Origin of the sequence: Streptomyces sp. 2A115 (genome assembly GCF_052245575.1) — a bacterium.
Lineage (GTDB): Bacteria > Actinomycetota > Actinomycetes > Streptomycetales > Streptomycetaceae > Streptomyces.
Genome location: NZ_JBQQCG010000004.1, coordinates 183,029 through 198,789, shown reverse-complemented (window position 1 = coordinate 198,789; position 15,761 = coordinate 183,029). Strand labels below are relative to the sequence as shown.

Annotated in this window: 12 protein-coding genes; all 12 read right to left on the bottom strand. The window is 70.8% G+C overall.

What is annotated here, in order from left to right; translation table 11 throughout:
- Positions 1-155 precede the first annotated feature (155 nt).
- Positions 156-1,502, bottom strand: coding sequence for a nucleotide sugar dehydrogenase (locus tag ACTWQR_RS05495; protein ID WP_443225743.1), 1,347 nt, complete (start codon positions 1,500-1,502; stop codon positions 156-158).
- Positions 1,503-2,008: 506 nt separating this feature from the next.
- Positions 2,009-3,970 (bottom strand): DUF2264 domain-containing protein, encoded by a 1,962-nt coding sequence (locus ACTWQR_RS05490; protein WP_443225742.1) that lies wholly within the window; start codon positions 3,968-3,970, stop codon positions 2,009-2,011.
- A 57-nt stretch (positions 3,971-4,027) separates the two neighbouring features.
- A complete protein-coding gene (locus ACTWQR_RS05485; protein WP_443225860.1) occupies positions 4,028-5,008 on the bottom strand; it encodes a hydroxyacid dehydrogenase in 981 nt (326 codons plus the stop codon).
- 88 nt (positions 5,009-5,096) lie between these two features.
- Positions 5,097-6,011 carry a carbohydrate ABC transporter permease gene (locus ACTWQR_RS05480; protein ID WP_443225741.1) on the bottom strand — a complete coding sequence of 305 codons (915 nt, stop codon included), beginning with the start codon at positions 6,009-6,011 and terminating at the stop codon, positions 5,097-5,099.
- The gene (locus tag ACTWQR_RS05475) at positions 6,008-6,964 is read right to left on the bottom strand and encodes a carbohydrate ABC transporter permease (protein WP_443225859.1); all 957 of its coding nucleotides are present in this window, start codon (positions 6,962-6,964) and stop codon (positions 6,008-6,010) included. Before ACTWQR_RS05475 ends, ACTWQR_RS05480 begins: the two co-directional genes overlap by 4 nt.
- Before the next feature lie 108 nt (positions 6,965-7,072).
- A complete protein-coding gene (locus ACTWQR_RS05470; RefSeq protein WP_443225740.1) occupies positions 7,073-8,410 on the bottom strand; it encodes an ABC transporter substrate-binding protein in 1,338 nt (445 codons plus the stop codon).
- A gap of 148 nt (positions 8,411-8,558) precedes the next feature.
- Positions 8,559-9,647 carry a LacI family DNA-binding transcriptional regulator gene (locus tag ACTWQR_RS05465; RefSeq protein ID WP_443225858.1) on the bottom strand — a complete coding sequence of 363 codons (1,089 nt, stop codon included), beginning with the start codon at positions 9,645-9,647 and terminating at the stop codon, positions 8,559-8,561.
- Positions 9,648-9,878: 231 nt separating this feature from the next.
- Positions 9,879-10,757, bottom strand: a complete 879-nt coding sequence (locus tag ACTWQR_RS05460) for a dioxygenase family protein (protein WP_443225739.1) — start codon at positions 10,755-10,757, stop codon at positions 9,879-9,881.
- The gene (locus ACTWQR_RS05455) at positions 10,754-11,857 is read right to left on the bottom strand and encodes a maleylacetate reductase (protein WP_443225738.1); all 1,104 of its coding nucleotides are present in this window, start codon (positions 11,855-11,857) and stop codon (positions 10,754-10,756) included. The genes ACTWQR_RS05460 and ACTWQR_RS05455 overlap by 4 nt, the downstream gene beginning before the upstream one ends.
- Positions 11,854-13,146 carry an MFS transporter gene (locus ACTWQR_RS05450; protein ID WP_443225737.1) on the bottom strand — a complete coding sequence of 431 codons (1,293 nt, stop codon included), beginning with the start codon at positions 13,144-13,146 and terminating at the stop codon, positions 11,854-11,856. Before ACTWQR_RS05450 ends, ACTWQR_RS05455 begins: the two co-directional genes overlap by 4 nt.
- Positions 13,143-14,762, bottom strand: a complete 1,620-nt coding sequence (locus ACTWQR_RS05445) for a bifunctional 3-(3-hydroxy-phenyl)propionate/3-hydroxycinnamic acid hydroxylase (protein WP_443225736.1) — start codon at positions 14,760-14,762, stop codon at positions 13,143-13,145. Before ACTWQR_RS05445 ends, ACTWQR_RS05450 begins: the two co-directional genes overlap by 4 nt.
- Positions 14,755-15,747 (bottom strand): amidohydrolase family protein, encoded by a 993-nt coding sequence (locus ACTWQR_RS05440; RefSeq protein WP_443225735.1) that lies wholly within the window; start codon positions 15,745-15,747, stop codon positions 14,755-14,757. Before ACTWQR_RS05440 ends, ACTWQR_RS05445 begins: the two co-directional genes overlap by 8 nt.
- Positions 15,748-15,761: the final 14 nt, after the last annotated feature.

Genomic DNA, 15,761 nt, shown 5'->3' with positions numbered 1-15,761 from the left:
ATCTGCACCGAGGCCCAGGCCCGCGAGAAGCTGCGCGTGGTCTGGGCCTGCCGGCGCGACGGAGCCTGCTACGACCCGGCCACGCCCCAAGCCGACAGCAAGGTCAACACGACCGCTGAGGCGACCCCGGCGGCACATAGGTTGACTCGGGGCACTCACGGGACCGCCTTGGTTCCCAGCGGGCCGAGTCGGTAGGTGGCGTCCAGCACGGCCGGCTGATCGGCGAGCCATTCCAGTTCGGCGCCCGGCTGCACCGTGTGCACCACGACCAGATCCCACTTCTCCGCCTCCGGCTCGGCGACGCCGGCGAGCGTCTTGGTGCCGAGCTCGAGTGTGTGGATCAGCGGGTCCGTGAAGTGCACCTCGGCGCCTTCCTCGGCCAGTTCCCCGAGGATCTCCAGGGCAGGTGACTCGCGCAGGTCAGCGACGCCCGGCTTGTACGAGACGCCCACCACCAGGATCCGGGCGCCCGAGGTGCCGGTGCCCCGGTCGGCGAGGATGTCGTGCACTCGCCGCACCACGTGCCGGGGCCGGGCCGCGATCGCGGACATGGCCGTTTCGACGAGCGGAGAGGTGACGCGCAGCGCCCGCAACTGCCAGAGCAGGTAGTGCGGATCGCAGGGGATGCAGTGGCCGCCCACGCCGGGTCCGGGATAGTGCGCCACGAACCCGTAGGGCTTGGTCGCGCAAGCCTCGATGATCGGCAGTGGTTGCAGGCCGAGCGCCCGGCAGTCCTCGGCGAACTCGTTGGCCAGCGCGAGGTTGACGGCCCGGTACGTGTTCTCCCACAGTTTGGCCATCTCGGCCTCCTCGGCCGAGGAGACCATGTGTACGGCGGGCGCGGTCCGTCGCAGAACGGCCGCGGCCAGGCCGGTGCTCAGCTCACCCGTGCCGCCGACCACGCGCGGCGTGCCGTCATGGGAGACATGCGGGTGGTCATTGACAAGTCCCGGGTCGATGCGCTCCGGCGAGAAGGCCACGAACACATCGCTGCCGACCCGGAATCCGCGCTTGGTCAGCGGCTCCACCAGCAGATCGCGGGTGGCGCCCACGTAGGTCGTGGAGGTGAGCATCAGCAGCTGGCCGGGCACGGCGTGCTCGACCACCGAGGCGCAGGCCGCGGAGAGTGCGCGAAGGTCGGGCACGAAGTGGCGGTCGATCGGGGTCGGCACACAGATCACGACGGTGCGCGCCCGGACTGTCGCGGCGGGGTCCGACGTGACGGTGAAGCGCGGGTCGTCCACGTACGTGGCAAGGCGCTGGTGGTCGGTGGGTGTCAGGTCCACCTCGCGGCGGCGGATGGCATCCAGCCGGCTCTCGCTGACGTCGATGCCGATGACCTCGTTGTCCGCTGCGAGCAGGGCCAGGCTCGTGGGCAGGCCGACGTATCCGAGGCCGATGACAGCGACGGCTGACGCGGCATGGTCGACTTGCGCGGACTCGTACTCATGGGCGCCGGCAAGGATCTGCTGGGCGCGCTGCCGGACAGGAAGGACGGTCATCGGTGCTCCGTGGACGGAAGTGCGGAGGGGGAAGCCTGGTTCCGGTGCTCAAGATCGGGAGGGGTGGGGCCCTACCCGACCTGGAGAGCGACCAGACGTATCCTTACAATGTATATTTGCTTCGCATTTGCCCCTATTGCCCATAGGTGCTTAGAGGGGCAATAGGTGGACGCCGCGCGATGGGCGATCCGCCCCGGGAGGCCAGGCGTGACGAATCAGCGGGGCCGGAGGCCTTTATCGGTCGGCCATCGCGGCGCTCAGCCTGGTCGGCTGCGTACGGGGTATCCGCATGGGCTACATTTGGCGAGAAGCCATATTTACGTTGTATACGTACATCTTTCGCCCAGTTCGCGGTGCCGTCAAGTGCAGGTATGACGGCAACGGCAGGTGCTTCTGGCGATTCTCGATCCGGCCACGTCGAGGTGCCGCAGGGTGACGGAACCCAGCCCCAGCGGCGGCGTCACCACAGTCGCCTCAGTCGCCCTCAGTAACGCCTGTCCCGCTTGTCACGACGGCTCCTCGATGACCGAGGGGCCGTCCGTACCGTCCGTACCGCCCGCACCGAAGTCGACGACCGTACGCGCCCCGTCGGCCCAGCGGACGGTGACGGCGAGGCCGTTCACCTCGACGGTGGCCTGCCCGGCGAGCGGGGCCGCGCCGGGTTCCCCGGTGAGGGAGGCCAACGCGACGAACACCGTCTGCGCCGCAGCCGCCCCTACGGTGCCGGTGAGTTCCGGAAGGAGCGCCCAGGGTCCGTACGCCGTGCCCTGCGGTGCGCGGACGGTGCGCCGCGTCTCCCAGCCGTGCAGACCGAGCAGTTGACTTGTCACCTCCGGCCCGTGGAGCCGTACCTCCGCGGCCTGTTCGACCTCGGGCGCGGTACCCGGCGACAGGGCGACGGCCCAGCCGCTGTGGTGGACCGGCGTCCCCACCGGTACGCCGACCGTACGGTGCACGCGCAGTTCGAGCCTGCCACGGGCCAGTGTCAGGCTCTCGATCCGGGCCGAGGGAAGGACGGGCCCGCCCTCGGGGAAGACCGGCCGGTGCCATGAGGCGAGCCAGTCGGGTCCGGCGGCGAGCGGGTGGATGCGTACACGGGCGCTGCGCGTGCCGCGGGCCGTCAGCGCGATGTGGTTGTCGGGGGCGTTGGCGGCGCTGGTCGGGCCGGTGCGCGTGGAGTACGCGAGCCGGGCGTAGAGCGGGTTGGCGGGGGCGCGCTCCGGCTCCCGGGAGTCGAGCTTGTAACTGCCGTGGTTGTGCAGGCGCGCCAGGCCGTCCCCGCCCGTGGTCTGGATGAGCAGTCCGGGAGCGGGCAGGGCGAGGACGCGGTCGCGACCCTCGGAGGGCGCGTTCTCCTCGGTGGCCGTCCACACCGCGTCCTCGGGCGGGATCAGCAGCGAGAGGAAACCCTTGGAGGCCCAGTACGGGGAGCCGGGCCCGGAGTAGCGCTGGAGGGTCGCCTCGTGCGGGCCGTACCAGCCGAGGCTCAGGACACCGTCCGTGGTCAGCGCACCGCGGTCGAGGAAGTGGCGCAGCGCCCCGCTGAGGACGCGGCGGGTGGCGCCGGGGGAGAGGGGTGTCTCACCGGTGAGGGCGCCGAGTGCCACGGCGGTGCCGGCGGCGAAGCGGTACGTCAGGGAGCGTCCATGGTGGATGGGGGCACCGTTCGCGTCGAAGAGCAGCGCGAAGCCGTCCAGGAACTCCCGTAGCCGTGGGCCGAGTTGGTCGAGCAACGTCTGGTCGCCCGCGAGGTGGGCGTGCAGCAGCGGGTAGAAGTGGAGTGCCCAGCCGTTGTAGTGGTCGAAGGACCGGCCGTCGCCGTCGGAGTACCAGCCCTGGCCCTGGTACCAGCCGTCCAGCAGGCCGAGCCCGCGCTCGATCGCGCCGCGGGTCTCGGTGTCGCCGCGCCCGACCGACTCCAGGAAACCCGCGACCGTCAGGGGGAAGAGGTACCAGTTGTTGGGGGCGGGCATGTGCCTCAGCGCGCCGCGCAGCCACTGCTCGACGCGGTCCTGGTCGGCGGCCGGAAGCGTGTCCCAGGTCCAGGGCGCGGTCAGCCGCAGGGCGAGCGCCACGGAGGCGGACTCCACCATGGGCTGGCCGTTGATGCCGTGGTGGTCGATCTCCGGCCACGACTCGGCGTCGACCTGGCCCGGGGTACGGGTGCCGCGCGCGAGGCCGGCGGTGTAGCGCTCCAGGAAGCCGTGCGGGTCCTTGCCGGACGCTCCGGCGGTGCGGAACGCGGCGAGCAGGAACGTACGGGCGAACCCTTCCAGACCGTCGGAGCGCACCCCCGACTTCGAGGGCGGGCCGGGCAGGTCGATCAGGGCGTGCCCGGGGGTGGCGTAGCGGAGTGCGGCGGCCAGCAGCCGGTCCGCGGCGGCTTCCCAGTGGGCCCGGGTGTAGCCGGTGTGGGGGCTGAGGGTGCGGTCTTCCTCGGGGGGCGTGGGCGAAGAGTGTTCGGTCATGGGAGGGGCCACGTCTCCTGTTGGGTTGGGGCGGTGTCCTTCAGGTTGCTGCGGGGGTCAGGCGAGGCGGGCCAGGTGTTCGGGCCGTACGGGGTGGGCGAAGGGGCGGCCAAGGGTGTACGACTCGACCTCGGCCAGCGCCAGGTCGGCGAGGCGGCGCAGCTCTCCGCCCTTCGAGCCGGCGATGTGCGGGGTGATGAGGACGCCCGGGCAGTCCCACAGCGGTGAGTCGGCGGGCAGCACCTCCGGCTCGGTGACGTCCAGGATCGCGTGGAGCCGCCCGGACACCGCCTCGTCGGTGAGGGCGTCCTGGTCGACGACGGCGCCGCGCGCGGTGTTGATCAGCGTTCCGCCGGTGCGCAGCCGCGCCAGGAGCTCGCGGCTGACCAGACCGCGGGTCTCGGGCAGCAGCGGTGTGTGCACGCTGACGGTGTCGCTGACCGCGAACAGCTCGGGCAGGGAGACCGGGTGTGCCCCGAGTTCGCGTGCCTCGGCGTCGGTGACGTAGGGGTCGTGGAGCAGCACGGTCAGGTCGTGCGGGCGGAGCAGGTCGATGACGCGGCGTCCGATGGCCGAGGCGCTCAGGATGCCCACGGTTCTGCGGTAGTTGCCCGCGTCGGGGTGGTGTTCGTTCCAGTCGATGCGGCGGCGCTCGGTGCGGTAGACGCGGGCGGTGTCGAGGACGCGTTTGTTGGCGAGCAGGATCATGGCGAGGGTGTACTCGGCGACCGGCACGGCATTGGCCGCGGCGGCGGAGGACACCGTGAGGCCGCGCTCCCAGCACGCGGCGGTGATGTGATGGCGTACGGTCCCGGCGGTGTGCACGACGGCGCGCAGCCGGGGCGCGGCGTTCAGTACCGCCGCGTCGATGGGCGGGCAGCCCCAGCCGGTGACGAGCAACTCGGCGTCGGCGAGCGCGTGGTGTGCGGCGGGGGTGGTGAGGTCGTCCAAAACGAGCTGCGGGTCGATGTCGGTGAGGGCGGCCAGCCGGGCCCGTACGTCCGTGTCGAGGACCTGTCGCGCGGTCCTGTGCGCCATGGCGAGCACGGCGCGCGGGCGTGGACGGGGCCGGAGGTCGGGGTGGGTCACGTGACGCTCCTACGGGTCAACTGGGGCTCCTTGCGGATCACTTGACGCTTCCGGCGGTCAGGCCGGACTTCCAGTAGCGCTGCAGAGCGACGAACGCGACGATCAGTGGCACGACGGCGAGCAGCGAGCCGATGACGACGAGCGGGTAGTACTCGGGCGAGACGGTGGCGGAGCTGTTCCAGGTGTACAGCCCGAGGCTCAGCGGATACAGGTGCTGGTCGGAGAGCATGACCATGGGCAGGAAGAAGTTGTTCCAGATGGCGGTGAGCTGGAAGAGGAAGACGGTGACGAAGCCGGGGCCCAGCATGCGCAGGCTGACGCGCACGTACGTCTGCAGTTCGCCCGCTCCGTCCACGCGGGACGCCTCCAGCACCTCGTTGGGTACGTAGCCGCTGCTGAGCAGGCGGGCGAGGTAGACGCCGAAGGGGTTGAACAGGACGGGGATGAAGACCGCCCAGAAGGTGTTGACCAGGCCGATCTCGGAGGCCACGAGGTAGAGCGGGAGAGCCAGCACGGTCTGCGGGACCATGACGCCGGTGAGGACGAGGCCGAACAGCTTCTCCTTGTGCCGGAACTCGTACTTGTCGAAGGCGTACCCGGCGGACACGCTGATGAGGGAACCGACCAGTGCGCCGACGACCGCGTACAGCAGGCTGTTGAGGTACCACTCGCCGTAGAGGCCGCCGTCCATGGCGAAGAGGTCGGAGAGGTTGCGGGAGAGGGAGAAGTCGCCGAGGGAGAAGATGTCGCTGCCGAAGAGGGCGTCGGCGTTCTTGGTGGACGCGAACAGCAGCCACAGGGCGGGCAACATGGTGTAGAGGGCGGCGATCAGCACGACGGCGTTGGCGAAGCCGCGGCTGGTCAGCGCGGACTTGCCGAAGGGGCGGCCGAGCGGCTTGGTCGGCGGCCCGCCGGATGTGGTGGCGGGGGTCGGGGAAGTCGTCGTGGTCATGTCGCGCTCCGTTCCCGGCGGCCGGCCCATCGGGTCACCGCGAACGACAGGGCGCAGGTGACGACGAGGAGGATGACGGAGGCCGCGGAGGCGAGTCCGTAGTTGTTGCGGCGGAAGGCCGCGTCGTAGATGTACATGTTCGGTGTGAAGCGGGAGTTGACCATCGGCGTCGCCTGGTTCATCAGCATGGGCTCGGTGAACAACTGCAGCGCGCCGATGAGGGAGAACATGCACACCATGAGGACGGATCCCCTGATGATGGGGACCTTGACCTGAAGCGCGGTGCGCACGCCTCCCGCCCCGTCGATCCGGGCCGCTTCCAGCACCTCGCGCGGCAGCGCCTGGAGTGCGGCGTAGAAGATCACCATGTTGTAGCCGAGGCCGCTCCACAGGGCGATGTTGACGATCGACGGGAGCACGGTGTGCAGGCCCAGGAAGTCGATGGTGATGTCGGCCTGGGCGAAGAGCTTGATGACTGGGCTGAGCCCCGGTGTGTAGAGGTACAGCCAGATGACCGCCGCGATGATGCCGGGCACGGCGTGCGGCAGATAGAGCAGCATCTGCGCGGTGCGCCGCAGCCGGATCAGCCCGGAGTCGAGAAGCAGGGCGAGGCCGAGGGCGCCGGCGGCCACGAGCGGGACGAAGATCACGCAGTACAGGGCGATGGAGCCGAACCCGGAGATGAAGCTCGGGTCCTCCAGCACGGCGAGGTAACTGCGCAGTCCGGTGAAGATGGTGCGACCGCCGCCGAAGCCGAGGCCGTCGTGGTCCTCGGAGAAGAAGCTGAGGTAGACGGCATAGCCGACGGGGACGAGGAACACGGCGACGAGCAAGGCCGTGAACGGGGCGAGGAGCGTGACGTAGGCGAGCGTCTGCTGTCGGCGTCCGGCTCTGCGGGTGCGGGCGGGGTCCGCGGGTGGCGGTGTGGTCCCCGTCCGTTTGGTGGAAGTCATCACTGTGCTCACGGATGCACCTCGGATCCAACCTGATGTGTGGCTCTTGAGGGGTGCTAAGGGGGTGCTAAGGGGGTGGCGTGCGGCGTGGTGTGACGCGGCGGCCGGTCAGCGGGTGGTGACGGACAGACCGAGGCTCTTCAGGTCGGGCAGGGTTTTGCTCTGCGCTTCGCGGAGGGCCTCCAGGATGGTGCCGCTGCCGGCGCCGGCCCGCGCGAGCCCGTCGTCGCCGGAGCTGATCGTCGAGACCATGCGCGGCCCCCACTTCCATCGGGTGGAGATCAGCTCGGCCTGCTTCTGGAAGAGACCGAAGATGTCCTGGCCCGAGTAGTAGCTGGTGTCCATCTCCTTGCGGGCGACCGGAACCAGGTCGGGCACGGTCGGATACGCGCTGCTGACCCCGCTGGAGAGCTTGGCGCGCAGCGCGTCCGGGCTGGTGACCATCCAGGTGATGAACTCCAGAGCTTCCTTGGGGTACTTGCTGTCCTTGGTGACCATGAAGGTCGAGCCGCCCTGAGTGCCCAGCGACGGCTTGCTCGGGTCCCACTGCGGGGAGGGTGCGATGGCCCATTTGCCCTTGCCGCCCGGTGTGGACGCCATCATCGAGCCCGCGGCCCAGGCGCCCGCCAGCCAGCCGGCCGTCTCGCCGCTCTGCAGATGCGCCCGCCACTGCTGGCTGGACGCGGGCTCGACACGCACCAGGTCGTCGTCCACCATGCGCTGCCAGTACGTCGCGACCTTGCGGGTGGGGGCGTCGTCCATGGAGACGTTCCAGGACGTGGCGGAGGTGTCGTACCACTGCGCGCCGGCCTGCCAGGCGAGGCCGGCCATGGCGAGCGTGCCGCCGGTGGTGAAGAGACTGGCGATACGGGAGCTGGGCCGGGCCTTCTTCAGCTTGCGGGCCGAACTCTCGAATTCCGCCCAGGTCTTGGGGACAGGAATGCCGTACTTGGTGAACAGGTCCTTGCGGTAGAGGAAGACCATGGGTTCGATGTCGACCGGCAGGGCGTAGGTGCGCCCCTCGAACGTGGTCAGGTCCATCGCCTGCGGCAGGATCTTGCGGCGCACCGAGTCGGGCAACAACTTGGTGATGTCGCGGGGCACACCGTCGATGGCGTAACTGGGCAACTGGGGGTACTCGATGGTGGCGACATCAGGGGCGTTGCCCGCCCGTGCGGCATTGCTGAGCTTGGCCCAGCCGCCCTGATCGCCCGAGGGAACCTGCTCGAAGTCGACCTTGATCCTGGTGTGGGTGCGGTTGTACTCGTCCACGACCTCCTGGCTGCCACGGAGCGCCGACCAGAAGGTGACATGCACCGGCCCGTCTCCGGCACCGTCCCCCTTCCCGCCGCCGGAGCAGCCCGCCGCCAGCAGCATGGCGAAGATCGTGAGCAGCGCTGTCACGGCCGCACGTGCGCGTCTGGCTGCTGGGCGTCGACCAGGCATGGGCCCTCCCGCGTCGTTGCTGGGTTACGGGCATCCTGAGCGGCAGACGAAAAAGGCGTCAATACATCGAACAGAAGAAACTAAAGCGGTCAAACGAACAGACGTCACATGTGCAGGCGCCGGAATGTCGGGTGGCCCCCGGACGGGATCAGGCCGCCGGCGGAGCCGTGGACTCCCTGACCACCAGGGTCGGCAGCAGTTCCAGATGGCGGGTGGCACCGGGCCGAAGCCCGCCGCGGGCCATGTCGAGCCGGCGCAGCAGCAACTCGACCCCGGTCCGGCCGAGTTCCGCCTTGGGCGGGGCGACCGCGGTCAGCGGGACCGGTCCCATGTCGGCGACCACGTCGTTGTACGCGACCACCGAACAGCGTCCCGGCACGTCGATGCCCGCTGTCTGCAGCCGTTGCACCAGCATCAGCGCGTCCATGTCACTGTGGATCAGCACGGCCGTCGCGCCGCCCTCCCCGACCACCTCGGCCAGGTCGACCGCCCGCGGGTCGGCGACGCGCGGGTCGGGACCCGCGGTGCTCGAGCTGAGAATCGTGGAGCACCCCTCGGCGAGTCCCCGGGCGGCGGTCTGCTCGGCGAACTCCGCGCGGATGACCCGTGCGGTGGGGCTGTCGTCACGCGCGGCCAGCACGATCCGCCGGTGCCCGAGGCCGACCAGGTGCCCGAGTGCCAGGTGCACGCCGTACGCGTGGTCCGAGCGCACGCTGTCCAGCGAGTAGATCCCGCCGGCCCGTGCGGGGCGCCGCTCCACCAGCACCGTGGGGACGTCCAGGGCGGTCAGCCACGAGTGGTCCTCTTCCGCCTCCGCCCGTGTGCGCCAGTGCGGCGACAGCAGCAGCCCGCGTGCCCCGGCGTCCACTGCCTGGCGCACCGCTTCGCGCTCCGACCCGCTGTCACCGGCGGAGATGTGCAGCGCCAGCCGCAGACCGGCCTTCTCCGCGGCCTCCCGAGCGCCCTGCACGGCCTCGGTGAGATAGGTGTTGCTCTCGGGGACGACCATGGCGACGGCGTCGCCCCCGGCGGTGACCTCCTCGGGCACCGGCCGCAGTGAACGCGCCACCCCGTGCCCGCGGCGCACCTCCCCGCGCCGGGCCAGGTCCTCGACGTCCCGGCGCACCGTCACGACGGAGACGCCGAGTTCGTCGGCGAGATCGGTGATGCGCGCGACGCCCCGGCCCCGCACCACCTCCGCGATCCGGCTCTGCCGCTTCTCCGCCGACTCCCGCATGTCCCCACCGCTCTCACCCACGTCGGCCGCGCCGCCCGGGCTCGACCGCACGACGGCTCGCACGATCGGGTTTCGCGCGATGGGTCCATGGTAGCGATCAATCGATCAAATCGGCGGCGAGTTCGCGGCATGCACCGTCCACGCCCCGGGAAGCGTGGGACTCGGGGAAGCCGCGCGGAACCCGCATCAGGGCGCCGATCCGCGCGCGACAGCTCCTTCCGGAGGCAGGTCCTACTCCTTCCTGAGGACGATGTCGAAGGTCGTGGCCGTCCACGGGCCCTCCAGCTTTCGCCCGTCCGGCGTCGGCGTTCCGGCCTCGTGACGGTCGAAGGGGCGGATGAGGGACTGCTTGACGCCGAAGACGGAGTCGGCGTCGAGGCAGGGGTCGCCCGCGACGAAGATATGGGTGATCAGACGCCGGAAGCCCGGTGCCGTCACCATGAAGTGCAGGTGTGGCGCGCGCATCGGTGAGCGGCCGGCGTGGCCCAGGAGCCGGCCGACGGGGCCGTCGTCGGGGATCGGGTACGGCGTGGGGGTGAGCCCCCAGAACCGGTAGCGGCCCTCGGTGTCGGTGAACAGGTGCGCGCGCCCGGCGAGGGCCCCGTCGTCGTACTGGACGTCGTACATGCCGTCGTCGTCGGCCTCCCACACCTCGACGCGGGCCCCGGCGACCGGGGTGCCGTCCGTGTCCGTGACCCGGCCGCTGACCCACGACGGCTCACCGCTCGCGCCGCCCGAGATGTCCCCGCCGAGCTCGATCTCGGGCGAGTCCTGGACGAAGAACGGGCCGAGGACCGTGGACTCCGTCGACTTGTTGAGGTCCGGTTCGTTGATGGCGACGGTCAGCATGGAGACGCCGAGGACGTCCGAGAGCAGGACGAACTCCTGGCGGGTGTCGGTCGTGATGTGACCGGCCGCGGTGAGGAACTCGATCGCCGCGCCCCATTCGGCGTCGGTGAGCCTGGTCTCGCGCACGAACGCGTGCGCGTGCCTCACGAGCGATTGCATCACCTCCCGGAACCGTTGGTCCTTCGCGGTGTCGAAGCTCGCGACGACCTTGTCGGTCACCTCCTGTTCAGTCGATGCGGTCGATGCGGTCAGTTCGGTCATTGGGGGTGCTCCTCCGTGCGAAGGGCGGTCAGAGGGACCCTCACCGGTGTGTCGCCGCGGCATGCGCGCCCCAGCAGCCCGCGCATCTCGTCGCGGGTCACCTGGCGCGGGTTGGAGTCCGGCACCTGAGCCATGACCAGGTCGGTGGCCCGGTCGAGTTCCGCTTCCGCGAGTCCCAACCCGCCCAGGGCGCGCGGGGGTTCGAGTCGCGCGTAGAGGGCGAGCAGCGCACCGAAGGGGTCGGTGCGTTCGTCGAGCGCTGCTCCGAGGTGCCGGGCCGCGTCGGGTGCGGCGGGCAGGTTGAGGCCGACCACGTGCGGCAGGACCACGGAATGCAGGGCTGCGTGTTCGAGGTCGTACGCGCCGCCGAGGACGTGGCACACCTTGTGGTGCAGTCCGGAACCGGCCCCGGCGAAGGCGACCGCCCCGAGGTAGGTGCCGAAGAGGATCTCGCGGCGCGCCTCGACGTCCTGGCCGTCGGCGACGATGCGCGGCAGCGACGACGCCAGCGACCGGACACCCTCGACGGCCAGCGCGGAGCTGATGGGGTTGTGCCGCGGCGCCCACCACGCGTCGACGCAGTGGGCGAGCGCGTTGAGCCCCGACGTCACCGACAGCCTGGTCGGCAGCGACAGCATCAGCGTGGCGTCGTAGACCACGACGCGGGGGAGCACCTTCGGGTCGACGCCGGTGCGTTTGTGGCCGTCCTCGGTGAGGCCCCAGACGGGGGTCGCCTCGGAGCCGGCGTACGTCGTGGGGACGGCGAGGACCGGCAGCCCGGTGGTGAGCGCCGCCGCCTTCGCGGTGCCCGTCGTCGACCCCCCGCCGACGCTCAGCAGCAGGTCGGCCGAGTGCTCGCGGGCGGCCGCCCGCACGGCCTGTGCCACGTCGACCGGAACGTGCGGCCTGACACCGCCGAAGACCGCCACGACCGGGACGTCCTCGCAGATGTCCTCGGCCAGGGCCTGTTCCCCCTCGGCCGCGATCACCAGGACCCGGCGCGCGCCGAGTCCGGTGACCTCGGCCGCCACGTCCTGGCGGGCGGTACCGGAGCCGAAGACGACCCGCTGGCCCCAGGACTCGTAGACGACTCGCGTCACGCCGTCGCCGCTCGCATCCGGGGTACGGCGCCCGCCGCGAACGCCCCGATGAGCGCCGGTACGGCGAAGGCGTAGAAGGCCCACTCGACGCCGGCACCCGAGCTGAGGACGAACGCGCCCAGCGACGGACCCGCGATCGCCCCGAACCGCCCCACCGACAGGGCCCACGCGAGGCCGTTGCCCCGCAGGGCGTCCGGATAGCGCGTCACGATGAACGCGTTGCCCAGGATCTGCGAGCCGATGAAGCCGAATCCGCTGATGAACATGAGCACGAACATGACGGGTGTCGGCGGGCGGGTGCTCATGGCGACCAGGCTCAGGGTGCCGACCAGGAACGCGACGACCACCACGCGCTTGGCGCCCAGCGCGTCGGCGACGCGGCCGCCGACGATGGCACCGACTCCGACGCCCAGCCACATGGCCGCCGTCTGCATCAGCGCCGAGCCCAGCGAGAAGCCCGCGGCCTGCATGATGCTGGGCAGCCAGGCGCTGATGCCGAAGACGAGCAGGAGACCGCAGAAGGACATCGCCCAGAACAGCACGGTCGACACCGCGAGCCCCTCCGTCAGCAGCGGCCGCAGACCGAGCCAGCGACCCGGGTCCGACGTCGGGGAGGCGTCCGACGGAGCGAGGCCGAGCCGCTCCTCCACCACCCTCGCCTCGGCCGTCCGGCCCGTACGGCTGAGATGGAACGGGCTCTCCGGGAGCCGGAGGACGAGCGGTATGGCCAGGAACACCGGGACTACGCCGATGACGTACATCCAGCGGTACGAGACGTCGGGGAGCATCGCGGTGCCGAGCAGCGGGGAGAGCAGGGCCCCGGCCGCGTAGCCGCTCATGATCAGGGTGACGTTGCGGCTGCGGCGGGCCGGCTCGCTGAGGTCGGCGACGAAGGCGTTGATCGTCGGCAGTACGACGCCCAGGCCGAGGCCGACCACCAGGCGTCCGGCGCCGAAGGACGCGACACCGCCGGCGACCGTGCAGACCGCCATACCCAGCGAGAACACGACGGTCCCGGCGAGCAGCAGCCGGCGTGGACCGGTGCGGTGGACGAAGGCGCCGGCGAAGGCCGCGCCGAACAGCATCCCGATGCCGACGAGCGAGCCGATGGTGCCGGCCTCGGCCTTGTCGATCCCGAGCGAGGGGTCGCCGAGCATGGCGGGGACGGTGACGCCGTACACGGCGAGGTCGTAGCCCTCCAGGGACGCGACGACCCAGGCGGCGATCAGCATGAACGTGGTGGCGGACACTCTGCGGACGCGCGGGCGTATCGCGGTCGGTGCGGTCATGGCCGGATCCTTTCTCCGACGGTGGCAGGAGCCTGTACGGGCTCGACTGCCATGGCAAGTGTGCTGAACAGCGCGGGGACGTCGGACGGGACGCCCGCGGTGCCGAGGATGTAGAAGTCGGGCCGCCACAGAACGGCGGCGCGGCCGGTCTCGTCGAACCAGCGTCCGTAGACGCCGCCGACATCGGTGATCCCCTCGGTGGTGAGACGGCGGTCCGTGAGGTGGTGAACGGCCACGCCGAGCCCGGTGGCCTGCTCGGTGGCCGAGGCGTCGAGCCACGCGCCGTCGCGGCCGTCGACGAGGAGGACGAAGCCACGGCCGAGCACCTCGTCGAAGAGGCCCTCGGAGCCGTGCGACTCGACCCGGCCCTGCGGCATCAGGTGCCCTGCCTGCGGGGACTCGTCGCGCAGCCCTGGGCCGAGGCCCGGGAAGCGCATCTTGTCCGGGCGCCCGTTCGCCTCGCGCTGGGCGATCAGGCGGGCGTCGCGCTCGGCGGCGGCCACCGGGTCGCGCATGGTCTGTACGCGGCCGAGCTCGATGCCCTTGGCGATGATGGTCCGCACATGCGGCTCGCGTTCGCTCTGGTACGTGTCGAGCAGCGCGTCGTCGGCGCCCCGCAGCACGGCGTCGAGTTTGAACGCCAGGTTCTGGGCGTCGCGGACGCCCGAGCACATGCCCTGCCCGAGGAAGGGCGGCATCTGGTGGGCCGCGTCCCCGGCGAGCAGGATCCGGCCACTGCGCCAGCGGTCCGCGACGAGTGAGCGGAACGTGTACGTGGCGACGCGGACGAGCTCCGCCTGCCCCCGGTCGACGTAGGCGGCGACCCGCGCCCACACCCGGTCGGGCTCCCGTTCCACGGGGAAGTCCGCCTCGGAGTCGAGCATGAAGCTGAACCGGTGGTGCCTGGGCCCCAGCGAGATGATCGAGATCGGCTGCCCGGGGTCGCAGACCTGACGGGCCTTGGGGATGTCCGCGGCACCGGTCAGATGGAAGTCGCAGACCATCCACGGCTCGGAGAACCCGTAGTCGTCCTGCCCGATGCCGAGCGCGCCCCGGGTGAAGCTGTTTCCGCCGTCGCAGGCCACGACGTACCGGGCCGAGACGACCTCCCCCACGCTCGGCTTCGCTCGCGCGGGGGCACCCCCACCGTCTCCGTCGACCTGGATGTCCACGCCGTCGTACGTGCTTCGCACTCCGGTGACCTGGGCGTCCATCCGGATCTCGACGTTCTCCAGACGGCGGACCACGCCGTCGAGGGCGTCCTCCAGGTACGGCTGGTACATCATGTACCACTCCGCCCAGCCCTGGCCGCCGACGGCGGCGAAGTCGTGCTCGATGAGCAGCTCGCCCGCGCCGTTGCGCCACTCGTAGTTCCGCTGGACGTGCAGCGTGGGCAGCAGGCCGCCGGAGATGCCGAGGCGGTCGAACGTCCGCATCGTCTCGTCGTCGAAGATGGCGGCGCGCGGCAGGTTGTAGAGGGTGGGGTAGCGCTCAAGCACGACCACGCTGTGGCCTGCCTCGCCGAGCAGCGCCGCGGTGACCATGCCCACGGGCCCGTACCCGATGACGGCGACGTCGTACATGTGCGTTCCCTTCTGCCCCTTCTGCTCAGACACCGGCGTACGCGGACGCTGCCGCGGGGGCGAGGCCGAGGAGCTTCTCGGCGTTCTGGTGGCCGATCTTGAGCCGGTCGGCGTCGCTGATCGGCGCGTTCCGCAGGAACGCCGTGGCCGTCCCCATGTCCTCGAAGGGGTAGTCGGTGCCGAAGAGTATGTGGTCGGCGCCCATCGACAGCAGGGCGGTGAGCAGCGGGGCGGGGGAGCAGACGCCGCTGGTCGTGATGTAGAGGTTGTTGCGGATGTACTCCGAGGGGCGCTCGCGCTTGAGCTCGATGCCGTGGTGGGCGTGGAACTCCCAGCGGGAGTCCATGCGCCACATCACGTACGGCAGCCCCTCTCCCATGTGGCCAAGGAGCAGCTTGGCGTTCGGGAAGTCGTCGAAGACGCCGCCGAAGATCAGGCGCAGGACGTGGGTGGCGGTGTCGACTCCCCAGCTCCACATCGGTCCGACCAGCTCGGGGTGGCCCGAGAGGACGTGCGCGGTGTCGACGCCGTTGGCCGGGTGCAGATAGAGCGGTACGCCGAGGTGTTCGGCGCGCTCCCAGACGACGCGCAGGGCGGGATCGTCCAGGTACATCCCGTTGGTGTGCGCGTTGACCAGGGCGCCGCGCAGGCCGAGCTGGGTGACCGCGCGTTCCAGTTCGTCGGCCGCGGCCTTGGGGTCCTGCAGGGGCAGGGCGCCGAAGCCCGAGAAGCGGTCCGGGTGCTCGGCGATGACGCCGGCGAGGAAGTCGTTGACCGTGACCGCCTGGCGTACGGCGTCCTCCGGGTCCTTCTCCGCCTGGATGCCGGGGGAGTTGAGGGAGAGCACCTGCATGTCCAGGCCGGCGGCGTCCATGCCGTCGAGGCGTTCCTCGGTGAGGTCGAGGAGCCGCCGGGAGGCCTCGGCCCAGGCGCTCGGCTGGGCGATGGACGCGGTGGACGCGCCATGGCCCACCAGATCGGGGGTCACGAAGTGTTCTTCGAGGGCGATCAGCTTCATTGCGGAGTTCTCCT

Bases quoted from the DNA above. Each gene is read 5' to 3' on its own strand.
- ACTWQR_RS05450 (WP_443225737.1), bottom strand. From the start codon at position 13,146: ATGACCGCACCGACCGCGATACGCCCGCGCGTCCGCAGAGTGTCCGCC.
- ACTWQR_RS05475 (WP_443225859.1), bottom strand. From the start codon at position 6,964: ATGACTTCCACCAAACGGACGGGGACCACACCGCCACCCGCGGACCCC.
- ACTWQR_RS05460 (WP_443225739.1), bottom strand. From the start codon at position 10,757: ATGACCGAACTGACCGCATCGACCGCATCGACTGAACAGGAGGTGACC.
- ACTWQR_RS05440 (WP_443225735.1), bottom strand. From the start codon at position 15,747: ATGAAGCTGATCGCCCTCGAAGAACACTTCGTGACCCCCGATCTGGTG.
- ACTWQR_RS05490 (WP_443225742.1), bottom strand. From the start codon at position 3,970: ATGACCGAACACTCTTCGCCCACGCCCCCCGAGGAAGACCGCACCCTC.
- ACTWQR_RS05495 (WP_443225743.1), bottom strand. From the start codon at position 1,502: ATGACCGTCCTTCCTGTCCGGCAGCGCGCCCAGCAGATCCTTGCCGGC.
- ACTWQR_RS05465 (WP_443225858.1), bottom strand. From the start codon at position 9,647: ATGCGGGAGTCGGCGGAGAAGCGGCAGAGCCGGATCGCGGAGGTGGTG.
- ACTWQR_RS05480 (WP_443225741.1), bottom strand. From the start codon at position 6,011: ATGACCACGACGACTTCCCCGACCCCCGCCACCACATCCGGCGGGCCG.
- ACTWQR_RS05470 (WP_443225740.1), bottom strand. From the start codon at position 8,410: ATGCCTGGTCGACGCCCAGCAGCCAGACGCGCACGTGCGGCCGTGACA.
- ACTWQR_RS05485 (WP_443225860.1), bottom strand. From the start codon at position 5,008: ATGGCGCACAGGACCGCGCGACAGGTCCTCGACACGGACGTACGGGCC.